Genomic DNA, 16,774 nt, shown 5'->3' with positions numbered 1-16,774 from the left:
AGTAAATCAACCAAAGAATCCTTTATTTATAAAGATTTCTATCTCTAGCTTTGCATAATATATAGCTTTTCATAACCCGTTCCGCCTTTCTGGTTTGCAAGGGCGATTACCTTACATTTAGACATCACGGTTTACCTCCTTTCCTGAAAAATTTAATAGCCACTCCGCATAAGACAGAATGGCTATGTATGGATTTTGGGGGAAATAAAAAAGCCGACTGATTCTCTTTTTTGAAAATCAATCGGCTATGTAGAATTTATTGATTATTTTTATAAATTGACAAAATATATTCACATATGGTAATAGAAGAATTCATAACAAGCCTTGCTTCATGCTCTCTGATTGCATAGCGCTTTTGTCCTGCTCCATGACTATCACTGGTTTTATTCCTTAATTCAGCAATCGACCTTACTATTCTTTCCAAACCACTAAATAAGCTATTGATTCTGTTGTCAATATCACTACTTTGATTCAATCCGTACTTCTCTTTTATCTTTCCATAATACTGCGTTAAATCACCATTCATCTTAACATTAACTTTTTCATTTTCCAAAACATATAAGAAAATTTCCTCCATCAATGTTCTCGACTTTGTTATCACGCTATCATAATTTCCATTGGATAAATCCTCAGTACATCTTGTCCTTAAATTGTGTATATATTCCATATTCACAATATTAAAAACCGGAGCTTCTATTTGTATATCTTTCTGAAACTCAACAAGATAAAATTTCTCATTGACTACCTTCAATTCATGCTTTCCCAAAAATAGATTTGCATTTATAGCGTCCAATGCCCATTTCTTTGCTTTGTCATATGCCTCCTGAATAGTATTCCTATCACCCAATTCCGTCAAATAATCAAATTGCGTCATTGAAAATATATATGCTAAAACATTAGACACTATTTCACGTTTAATGATATTTAGCAGAAATGCTTTAAACATTTCACATCTGGAACTACAACCTAACTCATCTTCCTTATAAACAATCGGAAATCCGAACCTTGTCGCTAATGAACAAATATCTTGACCTCTTAAATAAGGCAAGCCTAATCTATACCCTTCTGATTGACAATCAGCATTATCTCCAATTAATATACGGATAATCTTGTCTGTGCATAATAATTCCCATCTATTTTTCAATGACAACACCCACCCCTATCTATAAAGATACATAATTTCTGATAACGTCGTTTTCTTCTTTACTCATTATAGGTCAATTTCACGCCTCTATCAACCAACAATCTCCATCATCACCATAATTTCTACATGATAAGATATAACAGATTACGCACCCTAACACCATTTAGAGAAAATCCATGTAAATCTACGTCCAGAAACGGCAAGCAAACTTCTCTCCTTTTACGAAAAGAACGAGGCAAACTTTCACACACCATTTGGGGGATACCCTTTCCCCCAACTCTTCCCCCAAAAATCCCCCAAATCGGCACTCAAAATACGGTAATTTACGATAAGTTATGAACCTCTCCTAAGAACGCAAAAAACCCCTGAAAATGCCCATTCTATGGGATTTTCAGGGGTTCGTAAATCAATTCTTCTCAGAAGTTTACTGATTCATCTGAGCAGCTACCTCAGCAGCAAAGTCTTCATTCTTTTTCTCAAGACCTTCTCCTGTCTCGAAACGAACGAACTTCTTAACTGTTACGTTAGCACCGTTCTCTTTTGCTACCTTCTCTACATACTTAGCAACTGTCAGGTCAGAATCCTGAACGTATACCTGATCGAGCAGACAGATTTCTTTCATCTCTTTATTCAGACGTCCAATGATCATCTTTTCGATAATATTGTCTGGCTTCTCTGGATTCTCTTTCTTAGCCTGAGCCAGAAGAATTTCTTTCTCATGCTCAAGGAAAGATGCATCTACTTCATCACGGGAAACATACTTCGGAGACATTGCCGCTACCTGCATAGCTACATTCTTCAGGCATGCCTTAATCTCATCGTTTACAACGTCTGCATCAGCCTCTACAAGAACACCGATACGCCCGCCGCCATGGATATAAGATACTACACATCCTTCTGCAACCAGCTTCTTGAATCTTCTGATGTTCAGGTTCTCACCGATCACCGCAATCTTTTCTACAAGAGCGTCTTTTACAGTCTTGCTTGTATCCGCTGCCCAAGCCTCAGCCATGAATGCATCCATATCTGCCGCGTCAGATTCTGCCGCCTGATTAACAACTTCCTCAACAAATCCCTGGAAATCAGCATTCTTAGCTACGAAATCTGTCTCAGAGTTTACCTCTACGATAGCTGCAACTTTGTCATTTTTAACTACAGCCTTAACAATCCCCTCTGCTGCGATTCTTCCAGCCTTCTTCTCAGCCTTAGCCTGTCCGTTCTTTCTCAGATACTCTACTGCTGCGTCCATATCTCCGTTTGTTTCATTCAGAGCTTTTTTACAGTCCATCATACCTGCGCCTGTCATTTCTCTTAATTCTTTTACCATGCTCGCTGTAATTGCCATGATTAGATTCCTCCTTATTTGTATTTCTTAAAATAAATGTATATCAGGGTTTTACCTTATATACTACAAAATGCCTCAGCCTGTACTTGCCAGGCTGAAGCATTCAAGTTATTACTCCTCAACAGCCTCTTCTTCTACTGTCTCTTCCTCGTAGTAAACGTCCTCTGCTGCTCCCTGATTTGCCTCGATAACTGCATCAGCCATCTTGGAAACGATCAGCTTAACTGCTCTGATCGCATCATCATTACCCGGGATCACATAATCCAGTTCTTCCGGGTCACAGTTTGTATCACAAATACCAATCAACGGAATACCAAGTGTGTGAGCTTCCTGAACACAAATTCTTTCCTTCTTCGGATCTACGATGAAGATTGCATCCGGGATTCTCTTCATTTCCTTAATACCGCCAAGGTTCTTCTCCAACTTCTCCCACTCTTTCTTGAGTTCGATAACCTCTTTCTTCGGAAGAACGTCAAATGTTCCGTCCTCAGCCATTCTCTCGATATCTTTCAGTCTCTGGATACGGCTCTGGATTGTCTTAAAGTTTGTCAGCATACCTCCAAGCCATCTCTCATTTACATAGAACATTCCGCAGCGCTCTGCTTCTGTTCTGATCGCATCCTGTGCCTGTTTCTTTGTTCCCACGAAAAGAATCGTACCGCCATTAGCTGCGATATCAGCTACTGCCTGATATGCATCATCAACCATTCCTACAGACTTCTGTAAGTCAATAATGTAGATACCATTTCTCTCTGTGTAAATGTACGGAGCCATCTTTGGGTTCCATCTTCTTGTCTGATGTCCAAAGTGAACACCCGCTTCCAAAAGCTGTTTCATTGAAATAACACTCATGTTTCTTTCCTCCATTTGGTTTTCATCTTCCATATGCCTTCTATCCTCTCTGAAACCGCCTGCATAAGCAGATTAGGCACCGGCAGAGACTCCAGCATACGTGTTTTTTTGCAACATTAGTAGTCTAGCATAATTCTTACTGGATTGCAAGGATTTTCCACCGAAAATATAACCGAAATGTAATGTTTCAATAACAATTCAGCATATAAATTTGCATTTACCGTAAAGCCCATAATAAGGTGTAATAAAAACCCGCTTCGGAAATCCGAAGCGGGAACTTATCTTTTGTACTTTGCTTTCTATAGCACTTTAACATTCGTACTTTATATGAATTTATCATTAGTAACGAACATAAACCATACCGGACTGTACTGGTCCTACAACAACACCAACACCATATGTAGCTGCGTGGATCATCTGTCCACCGCCAATATAAATACCGCAGTGTCCTTCATTAACCGCTACATCTCCCGGCTGTGGATCACTGACTCTCGACCATCCGAGGAATGTATATGTAGTACCAAGTCTGGAATAAGCACCTGTCAGACAGTAGCTGACAAATCCAGAGCAATCAAACGCTCCCGGTGAGCAGGCACCCCATACATATTCAGCCCTGCCAACCCAGCTATATGCACGGTCAACAATAGCATTGCCTGTAACAACATCATAACTCGGCTCTGGTGCAGAAGGAGTAACCGGTTCAAATACCATCCCGTTTCCATTGTCAACAACACCGCTGTTACCTACATCTGCTGTATTATTATTCGTACTATTATTTGCATTATTGTTGCTATTGTTCTGTTTTCTAGCAGCTTCTTCCGCTGCAAGTCTTGCTGCTTCCGCTGCCTTACGCTGCTCTTCTGCTGCCTTCTCTGCTGCAAGTCTTGCTGCTTCTTGAATCATAGCATCCAAATTAGCAACCTCAGCGTTCTTAGACTCAAGAGTGGAAGAAAGTTCAGTCTTCTGTGTCTCGTACTGTCCTTCAATCTCTTGTAGATTCGCCTGTTCTGTCTCAAGAGATGATTTTAAATCTTTCACCTCCTGAACAGTATCCTGATATACTTCTAACTGTTCACGGTCGTATGAATGTACCTTCTCAACATATTCTGCCTGAGTCAACACCTCTGCGATACTTCCCGATGTCATAACACGCTCTAATGCAGAACCTTCACCTTCTTCATACATATATTTAATACGAAGTTTCAAGTCATCGTACTGTTGCTTCTCTTTCTCTTCGGCAACCCTGAGGTCTTCTTCTGCCTGAATAATCTCCTGTCCTTTTGCAATAAGCTGAAGCTCTAAGTCATTCATCTTCTCAATCAGAGAGTTCAACTGGAGCTGAAGTGCACTTGCTTCACTCTGTGCTGTTGCCTTCTGCGCCTCAAGACTTTCCTGATTATTATCAGGTGCTGCAAACACAGGAGTAACTATCATTGTACAAGTTAACGTCAACGCAACTAATGTACGAAGTACTTTCCTTAATTTCATTTTTTCACCTGTCCTTATTATCTATTAATTATCTATATGTCCCCACATATATACTTTATCATACACCACGTGACAAAAGAATGCAACAATTTCACACAAAAAAGTATAAAATATGGGGATTTGAACTCTAATTCCTCAACATACAATTTGTATTATACAACACACTATTATATTTTGCAACATGATTTTAATATTTCCGTAACATTTCACCTGTTCAGAATCTTCTCACAAACAATTCTTCATCCTCCAGCAACTCTTCTACTGTATCCAATTTCAGCCACTCCATCATTTTCATTACATATGGGTTTTCCAGCGGAGTCTTGTACACTGCCTCTTCTGCATATCGTTCCACCTGTCTGCACCCTTCTTTTCTATCAAGAATTGCTTTCGGTCCTCCTACACAACCTCCTACACAGCCCATTCCCTCAAAAAAATTAGCAGTTGTTTCTCCGTGCTGCAAACGTTCCAGCATCTTTCTGCATTCTGACACGCCGTCTGCTTGTTCTGAAAGTACTTGCAGACGGCTTTCTGGTCTTAGCTGCCTCACAGTTTCAGCAACAGCTTCACTCACACCGCCAGTTTTTGCATAATTTCTTCCTGCCTTGGAAGAATGATTTTTCTCTTCCTCACACAACTGCTCCGGGTGAATATCCGCTGCGTCAAAAATATCCTGCACTTCTTGAAAGGTAAGCACATAATCTACGGCATCAGCAATGTCTTCTTCCCGTGCCTCGCTCTTCTTTGCCATACATGGACCGACAAATACCGTCACGGCATCTGGATAAAGTCTCTTAATTACACGTCCTGCAGCAATCATAGGAGATACTGCCCCCGGTACATGCGGGAGCAGTTCTTGATATACTTTGCGAATCATCGCAATCCAGATAGGACAGCAGCAGCTTGTCAGTTGAAAATCTGATTGAGACTGAATCTGTCTGTCGAATTCCAATGCTTCCTTCATCGTTAATATATCCGCAAACAATGCCACTTCTACCATACCGTCAAACCCCAATGCCCGAAATGCCTTCCGAAGCTTTCCAGGTGTCACGTCTTCCTGAAACTGTCCAAAAAATGCAGGAGCAATCAACACATACGCTTTCCCTGTTTTTTCACGCACTGCTTTCATGGCGGGGATTACGTCTTTTGCGGCTATCAGTTTTCCAGATTCACAGGCCTTGATACAAGCCTCGCACCCCACACATTTCTCTGGATGAATAGACAGCTTTCCTTTTGCGTCCGTACCAATTGCATCAAAAATACAACTGTTCTGACAGGCTCGTTCATATGCCTCTTTGCAGGAGTCACATTCCTCAGCCGGGATTACCGGCGCATACTCTTCAGGATGAAGCAGACATTCCAGATGCTTCGGATTATAAACCGGCGGCAACGGCTCTTCCAGAGAAATTTTCCGTTTTATAATATCACGATATAGTTCATCAAAGTTCTTTTCAGACATAAAAAATCCCCCATTTTGTTCTTATTGATTTCACGCTGACACATCACATTTCTTCCATATATATCAACACTATTCTCAGTATGAACAAAACAAGGAATTCTATTCTACAGATTTCGTACCTTGAAATCTCTCTGCGCCTCCCGCTTCTGATCCTTCCTGGCAATGTCATCACGTTTATCGTACAGCTTCTTACCTTTTGCCAGTCCGATTTCCACCTTAACAAGACTGCTGCTGAAATACACCTGAAGCGGTACGACTGTGTTTCCCTTTTCTTTCATTTTCCCAAAGATTTTATCAATCTCTTTCTTATGGAGCAAAAGTTTACGGACACGCAGCGGATCCTTATTGAAAATATTCCCCTTTTCATAAGGGCTGATGTGCATGCCGTAAATAAACATCTCTCCATTCTCAATACGGATAAATGCTTCCTTGATACTGCACTTTCCCATACGGAGCGATTTCACTTCTGTCCCGTGAAGGACGATTCCCGCCTCATACTTTTCTAATATAAAATAATCATGATATGCTTTCTTGTTATTTGCAATCAGCTTACCCTCTGTCTTTGCCATAACTCTAACCATCCTTTTTATAAATATTACCGCTGCCCCTGCAATAGTCACCTTGAAAACTTCTTCAGATTCCAACAACTATAGCTGTTGATCAAAAACATCCTCACAAAATTCAAAATCTATGACACGCTGCAGTCGGTCAGCACCAATGACACGCACCCGAACATTTTGTCCCAGCTTGTAGACATTACGTGTATGCTCTCCGATCAACTCATATTGTTCTTCCCAATATTCGTAATGATCGTCCCGCATATTTATAACATGAACTAAACCTTCAATCGTATTCGGCAGTTCCACATAAGCGCCCCATTTCGTAATGCCGGAAATCACGCCATCAAACTCTTCACCGATACGTTCTTTCATATATTCCACCTTTTTCAGCTTAACAGTCTCCCGTTCTGCTTCCTCTGCACGTCGTTCGGTCAAACCAGCCTGCATTGCTACCTCCGGCAAAATATTCTCATAATGTTCAACCCGCTCTGCATTCAGCCGTCCCCGGATATTCTCTTTAATAATACGATGAATCTGCAAATCCGGATACCGTCTGATCGGCGAGGTAAAATGTGTATAATATTTCGCTGCCAGTCCAAAGTGCCCCGTATTCTCAGGCGTATATTTCGCCTGCTTCATAGAACGCAGCACCAGCCTGCTGATCAATGCTTCTTCCGGTGTTCCCTCAACCTTGCCAAGAAGCTTCTGGATCTCCATCGGGCGTACTTCATTTCCTACATGAATGTGATAACCAAAGTTGTTAATGAAAGTGCTTAGCTTCTTCATCTTTTCCTCATCCGGTGTCTCGTGAGTTCTGTATATGAAAGGCAGATCACGCCAGTAATATTCCTCCGCTACAGTCTCATTTGCCAACAGCATAAAGTCCTCAATAAGCTTCGTTGCCACATTTCGCTCATATGGCTTGATATCAATGGGATGACCTTGCTCATTCAAAATCATTTTCGACTCTGGAAAATCAAAGTCAATAGACCCCCTCCTATGTCTCCTTGTCCGCAAAATACGGGATAACTCCGCCATCCGTTCAAATAACGGTACGAGATGACCGTAGCGTTTGATTTCTTCTTTGTCCTGCTGCTCCAGAATCTTCGCAACACTGGTATAACTCATACGCTCATTGATACAGACAACAGTCTCCGCAATCAGGTGTTCCACAACCTCACCTTTTAGATTCACAGTCATAATACAACTCAGCGCCAGCCTGTCCTCTCCCGCATTTAAAGAGCAGATACCATTAGACAATTTATGCGGCAGCATAGGAATCACACGGTCTGCCAGATAGACACTTGTACCACGTTTCAAAGCTTCTCTATCCAATGCGCTTCGCTCCTGCACATAATTCGTTACGTCCGCAATATGAACTCCCAGCTTATAATTCTCTCCGTCTTTTGTCAGAGAAACCGCATCATCCAAATCTTTGGCGTCCTCCCCATCAATGGTCACCATCTCCCAGCCACGTAAGTCCATGCGTCCCGCTATATCTGCCTCGGACACATCTTTGCCGACACGCTCTGCCTGATTCATCACCCGGTCCGGAAATTCCGTTGGAAGGTCAAAACCCTTTACTATGGACATAATATCTGTTCCCGGGTCGTTAATATGTCCGAGAATCTCCGTTACAAATCCTTCTGGTTTCAAATGTTCTCCACCGTAAGAAGTCAGTTCCACAACCACCTTATGCCCGGTCATTGCTCCCTTTTCTTTTCCTTCCGGGATATAAATGTCATTCAAAATACGCTGATTGTCAGGACTCACAAAACCATAACTTTTGCACTTCTCATACAGACCCACAATTTTTGTTGTGCCATGAGATAAAATCCGCACAATCTTTCCCTCTGTTCGTTTGTCCCCTTCTTTATGCCGGGTAATGATAAATTCCACTTCATCTCCCTGAAAAGCGCCGTTTGTATTATCCTCGGAAATATATACATCTTCGTCCACACCCTCCTGCGCCACAAATCCAAATCCCCGGGGATGTGCCTGATAGATACCGGTTAACCGCTTTGCCTGTCCTTTGGAATACTTGCCCCGCTTGGAAAGGCTGATCTTACCTTCCTCTTCCAATATATCCAGAACTGCTTTCAATTCATCCCGATGTTCTCGCGGAATCTGCAGTACCATTGCAATCTCTTTGATTTTCATCGGAACATAAAAATCATCACAGATAAAATCATATATTACTTTTTTCCGTTTCTCAAATGTGTTTGTATTGGTCATGTCTTCTCCCCTGCCATATCATTTTTCATAGCAATTCAATCTAAAAACTAAAGTGTCATCATTTTTTTCTATATAAAATAGAGTGTACAAAAATCTTCATTCGCATACAAATCAGAAAGTTCCTTTGTAGAAAAAAGCACCCTATATCGGATATAGAGTGCTTTGTCATCTAACTTATCTTCTTAGCCTGTTGTTTGTACCACCAAAATATCTATAGACACCTTAGTTAAATATGCCCAGGTTCAGTACAACTGCCAGAACCAAAAATAAAATTGCCAAAAACTTTGTGGACTTTACAAGAGCTCCTTCCATAGAACGTCCCTTGTTCTGTCCCCAATAAGAATCTGCCACACCGCCGATTGTCCCAAGTCCGGCTGACTTACCTTCCTGAAGAAGAATAATCGCTGATAATGCAATACAATCTATAACAAAAATAATTGTCAGAATAATTTTCAAAATCTCCATACATTCACACCTCCTATGGATAACTTCATTTATTTTAGCATAGGGTATGAAAGAAAGCAAGGATTATCTATTTTTTTCTAATTTTTGTCTTAATGCATCTACTGTTTTTCTTTGCTCTGCTGCCGTCACAATTCCGTATTGTAAAGCCAGTACATAAGCCGTCTGTGTTGTAACTGCCTGACGTCCGCTTCTTGTAATATACTCTTCCCGAATTGCTTGCAAAACCTCATCAGCCAATGATCTATATTTTTCAGCCTCTTGTTGATACTCCAGCACTTCTGCAGACTTAGCTACAATTCTTGCGGAATCATAATAAAGTCCAGAACAACCTCACCTTATAGAACTGAATAACTACGATATACAACACAGCTGCTGAAAGTTTAAAAACCAGTTCTTAAGTAAATCAAGCATATCATTTCCTTCTCTTTTACGAAAGAGGAGGAAATGACACGCGAGGAGAGAATTTGCGACATCAAAAATACAAAAGCATTTCTCAATTTGCTAATTGTGTACAAAACACTTTACAATTCTTCTTCAATCCGAATTAACTGATTATACTTCGCCACCCGTTCTGTTCGGCAGGGCGCCCCTGTCTTAATCTGTCCCGCATTGAATGCTACTGCGATATCCGCAATTGTAGTATCCTCCGTCTCTCCTGAACGATGGGAAATAATTGCATTGTAACCGGATTTCTGTGCCAGTTCGATGGCTTCAATTGCTTCTGTCAACGTTCCGATCTGGTTGACCTTCACCAGAATTGCATTAGCAACCCCCTTATCGATTCCTTGTTTCAGCCGCTCTGTATTGGTCACAAACAGATCATCTCCAACCAATTGCATCTCGCTTCCCAGTCTGGTTGTTAAAAGCTCCCAGCCATCCCAGTCTTCCTCATCCAATGGATCTTCAATAGAACGTATGGGAAATTCCAAAGCTAGTTCCTGATAATAATCAATCAGTTCTTCCGCAGTGCGGGCAACTCGCTTCCCTGTCATCTTGCTTTCTCCCGGGAAAACATACTTACCGCTCTCCGGGTGATACAACTCGGATGCAGCCACATCCAAAGCAATCGCAATATCCGTACCCATCTGATAACCTGCTTTCTCCACTGCATTTGCCAGAAATTGCAATGCCTCTTTTGCTCCCGGCAAATCTGGTGCAAAACCGCCCTCGTCACCAACTGCGGTATTCAATCCCTGTTCTTTCAGTAACCTCTTTAAGGACTGATAAATCTCTGCACACATCCGAAGCCCTTCACGAAAATTTTCTGCCCCTACGGGCATAATCATAAATTCCTGAATATCCAGCGTATTATCTGCATGTGCGCCGCCATTCATAATGTTCATCATAGGAAGCGGCAGTTTTTTTGCATTGACACCACCCAGATATTTGTAAAGCGGAAGCTTCAACGCATTTGCCGCTGCATGGGCTGCTGCCAGTGATACACCGAGCAAGGCATTTGCCCCCAAATTCTTTTTGTTCTTACTTCCATCTGTCTTTATCAGCATATGGTCAATCTCTGTCTGGTCAAACACATTCATGCCAATGACAACATTTGCCAGATGATCATTAACATGCTGAACCGCACGCTGGACTCCCTTTCCGCAATATCTGGAGTCATTATCACGAAGCTCTACCGCTTCGTATTTCCCAGTAGAAGCGCCGGACGGTACTGACGCTCTTCCAACCACTGAATCTCCGGCAAGAATTTCTACCTCTATCGTCGGATTTCCCCGGGAATCTAAAATCTCTCTGGCGTATACATCCCGAATGGGTAAATGTTGATACATAGTCTAATCTCCTCCTATATCTTAATAACAAAATATCCCCAGCAGCAAAATGGATTACAATCTGCTTAACTGCAAGACTTGTCATCACATTTTGTCAACTGAGGATAGTGTTTCCATATATGAAATTCTTCATGTTAGGAAGATGTTTCCTATCTTTGTTCTTTCAAAAAATCAGTGCTATTCTAGTAATTTATTTTCCGCAAATGTTACAGCCAAGCGCACAGCCTGTCGGTGTCCCGGCACAACCGCCCATAGCTGTCTCACGCAATTCAAAGGGAAGACTCTTGCCGACACGGTACATGGCCTCTGCCATCTCGTCAAATGGAATCGGATGTATCACCCCTGCCAGTGCAAGTTCTGCCGAAGTAATCGCATTTGCAACACCAACCGCATTACGGCTCTGGCACGGAGACTCTACAAGCCCGGCGATCGGATCGCACACAAGTCCGAGAAGATTAGATATTGAAAGACTTGCAGCAGCCAGACACTGCTCCGGCGTTCCACCCATAATCTCGACAACTGCGCTTGCAGCCATTGCAGATGCTGCCCCAACCTCTGCCTGACAGCCGGCTTCCGCTCCCGATACGGAAGCATTTCTCATAAGAAGATATCCCACTGCTCCAGCATTTAAAAGACCTTTATACAATATTTCATCGGATAACCCCTTCTCTTCTTTCAATGCCATCAAGACTCCCGGAACAACTCCAGAAGAACCCGCTGTCGGTGCGGCAACGATCAATCCCATTGAAGCATTGACTTCGAGTACCGCCATACTGTATGACATTGCTTTGGAGAGCATGTCTCCCGCAACACTTACAGAAGTTTTCCCAAAATCATTTACCTTTTTCGCCTCGCCGCCAATAAGACCGCCGATTGATTTTCCTGGCTTCTCGATTGGCTTGTGAGAGGAGTCCTTCATTATATTGAGAACTGTCACAAGCTTTGCATCTACTTCCTCGCTTGTGAGCGTTCCTTCTGTTATTTCTCGTTCTTTCATCACCGCGGAAATCGGCATATTTTCACTATTACATAAATCTAATAAAACTTGTCCATTATAAAAATCCATTCCGCCTCCTCCTACATAACAGTTCAGCCTTACGGCTGCACTGTTATCGAATCCACCCTATACTTAGTTCCCCTTCGGTGAGAGGGCGGATTCTTTCTTCCATCACACTTTCTTACGCTGAACTGTTACCCTGCTACATCTCAATCAGCATCAGATCCTGTACATTTGGATTGATCTTGATATATTGTAAAATGTCACGTGGGATCGGCTGATCAGATTCCACAACTGTAAATGCTGCCGTGCCTTTTGACTCACGAAACAACCGCATAAATGCAATATTGATATTGTGCAGGCTCAGACACTGTGTGATGTGTGCCACCACTCCCGGCTTATCAATCTGCTGTACAATAAGTGTACTGTACTCGCCTGTAAATTCTACATTCACATTATTGATGCGGACAATTTTCATCTTACCTCCGCCGATGGACTCGCCCCGCACAAAAAGTTTGTGTCCGTTCTCATTTTCCAGAAGAATATCTGCCGTATTCGGGTGATTTGTTACAGTTTCTTCATCTATATGAAATTTATATTCTACTCCCATCTCGTTTGCAAGTTCAAATGCATCACGAATCCGCTCATCATCTGTTGAAAATCCCAAAATTCCGCCAAGGAGCGCTTTGTCCGTACCATGACCTTTATATGTCTTTGCAAAAGAACCATACAGGGTAAATGTAACTCTTGTAATCTCCCCGCCAAACATCTTGCGGGCAGAAAGTGCAATTGCAACAGCTCCCGCCGTGTGTGAACTTGACGGTCCGATCATGTTGGGTCCGATCACATCAAATATACTTAGAAAATTCATACGCTTCTATTCTCCACTCTTAAACAATCTGCCGCGGAACTTGCTCCACAATTCTCTCTGCACATATTCATATGCCCTGTCGTAAATGAACAATCCAGCCTGTCCTGCCATAAACAGACCAATCATAATACCTGTTGAAAGCTTATGTGCAAAGAGCAGTTCCTGAAAAAAAAGAACTGCCGGAATATAAATCACATTGAACACAATATACTTGATCGTCCAAAAAATGCCCCTACGTTTCACATTTTCAGGAAGTCTGCCCAGATGCGGCCATACCAGTTCAATTGCAAGGATATAAAATCCCATTGCAGCATAAGACACAACATAAAATTTATTAGGAGCGGCAATCAGACCAAGAAGCACTCCTGCCAGATAAAAAGCAATACCGGTCTTCTCCCCAAATTCCCGCAGAACAATTCCCACGAAATAGGATGCTGCCGCAAGCAGGAATAAGGTACTCGTCTCTATGATACTGCCAAGCAGCATACAGACAATCGTCAAAGCGAGAAGCATCCCGCTAAAAGCCATCTTCTTTGCTTTTACATGCATGCGCAGAGATCCCCTCCCATACATTCACATAACTGGTCAGCGATACACAGATCGCAGCACATGTTTCCTGTGCCGCAGGATCCGCCACCCATCCCGTAGACACCGCCATACGGATTATTCTGATATCTCTGTCCTGCCCATTCGAGCTGATTCAAAAGCTGACGATACTGCAGATTGTTCGGTTCCATATTGACTGCCTGTCCAGCATGATCCCTTGCCAGAATATTATTGCCGATTCCGGCATTGGCTGCCGCACTTAAATAATACCACTGTGCAGTACGATTCGGCATACGGTTCAATACATTGATCGCATCACGATAACGCCTCGTATTGATAAAATTGGCTGCCGCCTGTAACTCTACATCCGGCTGGGAGCCAGAATTTTGTCCCCATCCATAAGACTGGTTATTATTATAACCGCCGTAACCGCTTCCGCCATGCTCACGCTCTTTCATTATAATGTCATATGCTTCCTGTACCTCTTTAAACTTCTCTTCTGCCAGATCCGCCAGAGGATTATTCACATTGACATCTGGATGATACTTTCTTGTCAAATCTCTATACGCCCGTTTCACTTCATCGTCTGATGCACTCGGAGATACTCCCAACACCTCATAAGGATTTTTATTCATTCTATTTTCCTCGCATTTCTATCTTTTGAAATCTACGCCGAGCAAGCATTGCCACTCTGACTCAGACTGCGGCAATTCACTCATTCAGCAAACCGCTACATTAATTTATAATATCCCAAATCCCGTTTCTTGTCCAGAGAAGAACACAATCTTCATAGAATCTTCACTTTTCATTAACCGGATTTCTGCCGCTGTATTTTCTGTAATAAATATAACCCACAATGTCCGCAAACATCCATCCAATCGGCACTGCCGCCCAGATTCCATTCACCCCAAATGTTGAAACTGACGACAATACATATGCCAGAACGACTCGTATTCCCAAAGAAATCACAGTCAGAACAAGGGAAATTCCCGGTCTGGTTACTGCACGGAAATAACCGTACAACAGAAACAAAAAACCAATCAGGCAATAAAACGATCCTTCAATCCGCAGGTAATTCACGCCCACCTGCAAGATTTCCGTTTCATATGGTTTCACAAAAATCATCATCAAAGGTCTTGCAAACACAAACACCACTATACTTACCGCCGTACTAAACAAAAACGACGTACGCACAGCGCCTCGCACACCTTCCTGAATCCGTTCTTTTTTGCCTGCCCCATAATTCTGCGCCACAAACGTAGAAAATGCATTTCCAAAATCCTGCACCGGCATGTACGCAAAAGAATCAATTTTCACCGCCGCCGAAAAAGCCGCCATTACTGCCGAACCAAAGCTGTTCACCAATCCCTGCACCATCAGGATCCCAAAATTCATTACCGACTGCTGCATGCAAGTCAGAAAAGACAGGTGAAAGATTTCTTTCAGAACCCGCCAGCGCCATTTCATTGCTCTTTTGTCCACCCGGAGTTCTGGAAACCATACCCATGTATATATCAGTATCCCAATTCCAGAAATGTACTGCGACAGTACCGTTGCCGCTGCCGCACCGCCCACACCTTTCTTAAACACGATAACAAACAACAGATCCAATCCGATATTCAGTGCCGCCGAGATACCTAAAAATAAAAGCGGCACTGTGGAATTACCTGCTGCCCGCAAAAGAGAGGCAAAGAAATTATAGAAAAATGTTGCTGCAATTCCCCAAAAGATCACCCATAGATATTCTCTCATGGTTCCATAAATATCAGATGGAACTTGCAGCAATTGAAGAATAACCTCCAATCCCGTAAACACAAGAACTGTTATCAGTATCGTAATCCCGCCGATCATGCAAAAGGACAGAAAAATATCAGAACGCAGCTTGTTCATTTCTTTCCTGCCATAGCAAATAGAAAATGCTACTCCGCTCCCCATACACAGTCCCAGCAAAATGGAAGTTAAGAATGTCATTAACGTATAAGAAGAGCCGACTGCTGCCAAAGCTTCTTTTCCAAGGAACTGACCAACAATAATCGTGTCCGCCACATTATAAAACTGCTGCAGCAGATTCCCCAGCATAATAGGGAATGCAAACCAAAGCAAGGATTTTGTAATATTTCCGGTTGTCAGATCCCGATTCATTATTCTCTCCCCTTCACCCGTTTCTTTTCTTCTGCATGTTCTGTATACACATTAGCTTCTTCACGCTTCTTCTGCAGCTTATTGTAACGAGTCCACACGCCTGCATACAAAATATTGCGCAGGATATCTGCATCTATAAGACAAGGGAGCTTCTCAAATGCCGAGCTGCTCTCCGCAATCATCATGCAAAGCATCTCACGGCATCGTTCCTCGTAATTCTCCGACTTGTTCAGTTCCTTCAGTGGATTATAATTTCCTTCTTTCAAGTCTTTATTCATATCCTCATAGGCATCCATAATATAAATAAATTTTCCCAGAAAAAATCCAATTGTCCGGAGTGCTTCTTCCCACACATCTTTCTTATACACGAGCAATTCTTCCATCAAACGTCCAAAACACCCGGCAGTCTCGTCTATATTCTGAGAATCAGCCTTTTCATAACACTCCAGCGCCTTTAATTCTTCTCGGATCACACGGCTTTGTCTTGGATATTTGCGGACTGCCCGCTCCGCTTTTCTGCGAAGAGCGGCTGTTCCAAGCAATCCGCTCACTTTTCTTTCATCCTGCCAATCGTCTTTCATATGATAGTATGCCAAAATCAGATTCATATCTGCGGCATATTCAGCAAATTCATTCTGGAGCATAATTTGCTTCTTAATCGGATGCACCTTACATCTATGCGCAGAACTTTTCAATTCACATTCATATAGTGATGTGAGCAAAATGATAACAAACGTCATGTCATATGCCAGCGTCATCTGCCCCAGACTTCCATGCCGTTCTTTAAGCGTCTGGCAGAGTCCGCAATAATACGCCTTATATCTTCTAAAATCTTTCATTTTTAATTCCGGCTCACAAATCGTTACATAACCAAACATGATATCTC

Annotated in this window: 15 protein-coding genes and 1 pseudogene; all 16 read right to left on the bottom strand. The window is 42.4% G+C overall.

The window, feature by feature from the left end; genetic code table 11:
- Window positions 1-256: 256 nt before the first annotated feature.
- Complete coding sequence (locus NFS18_RS10105) at window positions 257-1,144, bottom strand: abortive infection family protein (RefSeq protein WP_251389923.1); 888 nt, start codon at window positions 1,142-1,144, stop codon at window positions 257-259.
- A gap of 424 nt (window positions 1,145-1,568) precedes the next feature.
- Window positions 1,569-2,489, bottom strand: coding sequence for a translation elongation factor Ts (gene tsf / locus NFS18_RS10100; RefSeq protein ID WP_251389922.1), 921 nt, complete (start codon window positions 2,487-2,489; stop codon window positions 1,569-1,571).
- Between the two features lie 111 nt (window positions 2,490-2,600).
- Window positions 2,601-3,341, bottom strand: coding sequence for a 30S ribosomal protein S2 (gene rpsB, locus NFS18_RS10095; RefSeq protein ID WP_251389921.1), 741 nt, complete (start codon window positions 3,339-3,341; stop codon window positions 2,601-2,603).
- A gap of 339 nt (window positions 3,342-3,680) precedes the next feature.
- A complete protein-coding gene (locus NFS18_RS10090; protein ID WP_251389920.1) occupies window positions 3,681-4,829 on the bottom strand; it encodes a coiled-coil domain-containing protein in 1,149 nt (382 codons plus the stop codon).
- A 214-nt stretch (window positions 4,830-5,043) separates the two neighbouring features.
- Entirely contained in the window at window positions 5,044-6,285 is a 1,242-nt protein-coding gene (locus NFS18_RS10085; RefSeq protein WP_251389919.1) for a [Fe-Fe] hydrogenase large subunit C-terminal domain-containing protein, read from the bottom strand.
- A 104-nt stretch (window positions 6,286-6,389) separates the two neighbouring features.
- Entirely contained in the window at window positions 6,390-6,854 is a 465-nt protein-coding gene (smpB, locus tag NFS18_RS10080; protein WP_251389918.1) for an SsrA-binding protein SmpB, read from the bottom strand.
- 78 nt (window positions 6,855-6,932) lie between these two features.
- Window positions 6,933-9,080 carry a ribonuclease R gene (gene rnr / locus NFS18_RS10075; protein ID WP_251389917.1) on the bottom strand — a complete coding sequence of 716 codons (2,148 nt, stop codon included), beginning with the start codon at window positions 9,078-9,080 and terminating at the stop codon, window positions 6,933-6,935.
- 222 nt (window positions 9,081-9,302) lie between these two features.
- The gene (gene secG / locus NFS18_RS10070) at window positions 9,303-9,545 is read right to left on the bottom strand and encodes a preprotein translocase subunit SecG (protein ID WP_251389916.1); all 243 of its coding nucleotides are present in this window, start codon (window positions 9,543-9,545) and stop codon (window positions 9,303-9,305) included.
- 63 nt (window positions 9,546-9,608) lie between these two features.
- Window positions 9,609-9,848, bottom strand: a pseudogene (locus NFS18_RS10065) (alpha-L-rhamnosidase-related protein); the annotation flags it as partial.
- A gap of 218 nt (window positions 9,849-10,066) precedes the next feature.
- On the bottom strand, window positions 10,067-11,332 hold the full coding sequence (eno, locus tag NFS18_RS10060; protein WP_251389914.1) for a phosphopyruvate hydratase: 1,266 nt from the start codon (window positions 11,330-11,332) through the stop codon (window positions 10,067-10,069).
- A 190-nt stretch (window positions 11,333-11,522) separates the two neighbouring features.
- On the bottom strand, window positions 11,523-12,398 hold the full coding sequence (sdaAA, locus tag NFS18_RS10055; RefSeq protein ID WP_251389913.1) for an L-serine ammonia-lyase, iron-sulfur-dependent, subunit alpha: 876 nt from the start codon (window positions 12,396-12,398) through the stop codon (window positions 11,523-11,525).
- Between the two features lie 133 nt (window positions 12,399-12,531).
- Window positions 12,532-13,200 carry an L-serine ammonia-lyase, iron-sulfur-dependent subunit beta gene (sdaAB, locus tag NFS18_RS10050; RefSeq protein WP_251389912.1) on the bottom strand — a complete coding sequence of 223 codons (669 nt, stop codon included), beginning with the start codon at window positions 13,198-13,200 and terminating at the stop codon, window positions 12,532-12,534.
- A 6-nt stretch (window positions 13,201-13,206) separates the two neighbouring features.
- Entirely contained in the window at window positions 13,207-13,749 is a 543-nt protein-coding gene (locus NFS18_RS10045) for a hypothetical protein (protein ID WP_251389911.1), read from the bottom strand.
- Window positions 13,740-14,381: a J domain-containing protein gene (locus tag NFS18_RS10040; RefSeq protein WP_251389910.1), complete on the bottom strand. Its 642-nt coding sequence runs from the start codon at window positions 14,379-14,381 to the stop codon at window positions 13,740-13,742. The genes NFS18_RS10045 and NFS18_RS10040 overlap by 10 nt, the downstream gene beginning before the upstream one ends.
- 163 nt (window positions 14,382-14,544) lie before the next feature.
- Window positions 14,545-15,888, bottom strand: a complete 1,344-nt coding sequence (locus NFS18_RS10035) for an MATE family efflux transporter (RefSeq protein WP_251389909.1) — start codon at window positions 15,886-15,888, stop codon at window positions 14,545-14,547.
- Entirely contained in the window at window positions 15,888-16,766 is an 879-nt protein-coding gene (locus NFS18_RS10030; RefSeq protein ID WP_251389908.1) for a DUF5685 family protein, read from the bottom strand. The genes NFS18_RS10035 and NFS18_RS10030 overlap by 1 nt, the downstream gene beginning before the upstream one ends.
- Window positions 16,767-16,774 lie beyond the last annotated feature (8 nt).

Source organism: Mediterraneibacter agrestimuris, assembly GCF_943193195.1.
Taxonomy (GTDB): Bacteria; Bacillota; Clostridia; order Lachnospirales; family Lachnospiraceae; genus Schaedlerella; species Schaedlerella agrestimuris.
The sequence above is the reverse complement of the archived record's forward strand: the minus strand, read 5'-3'. Positions and strand labels throughout refer to the sequence as shown.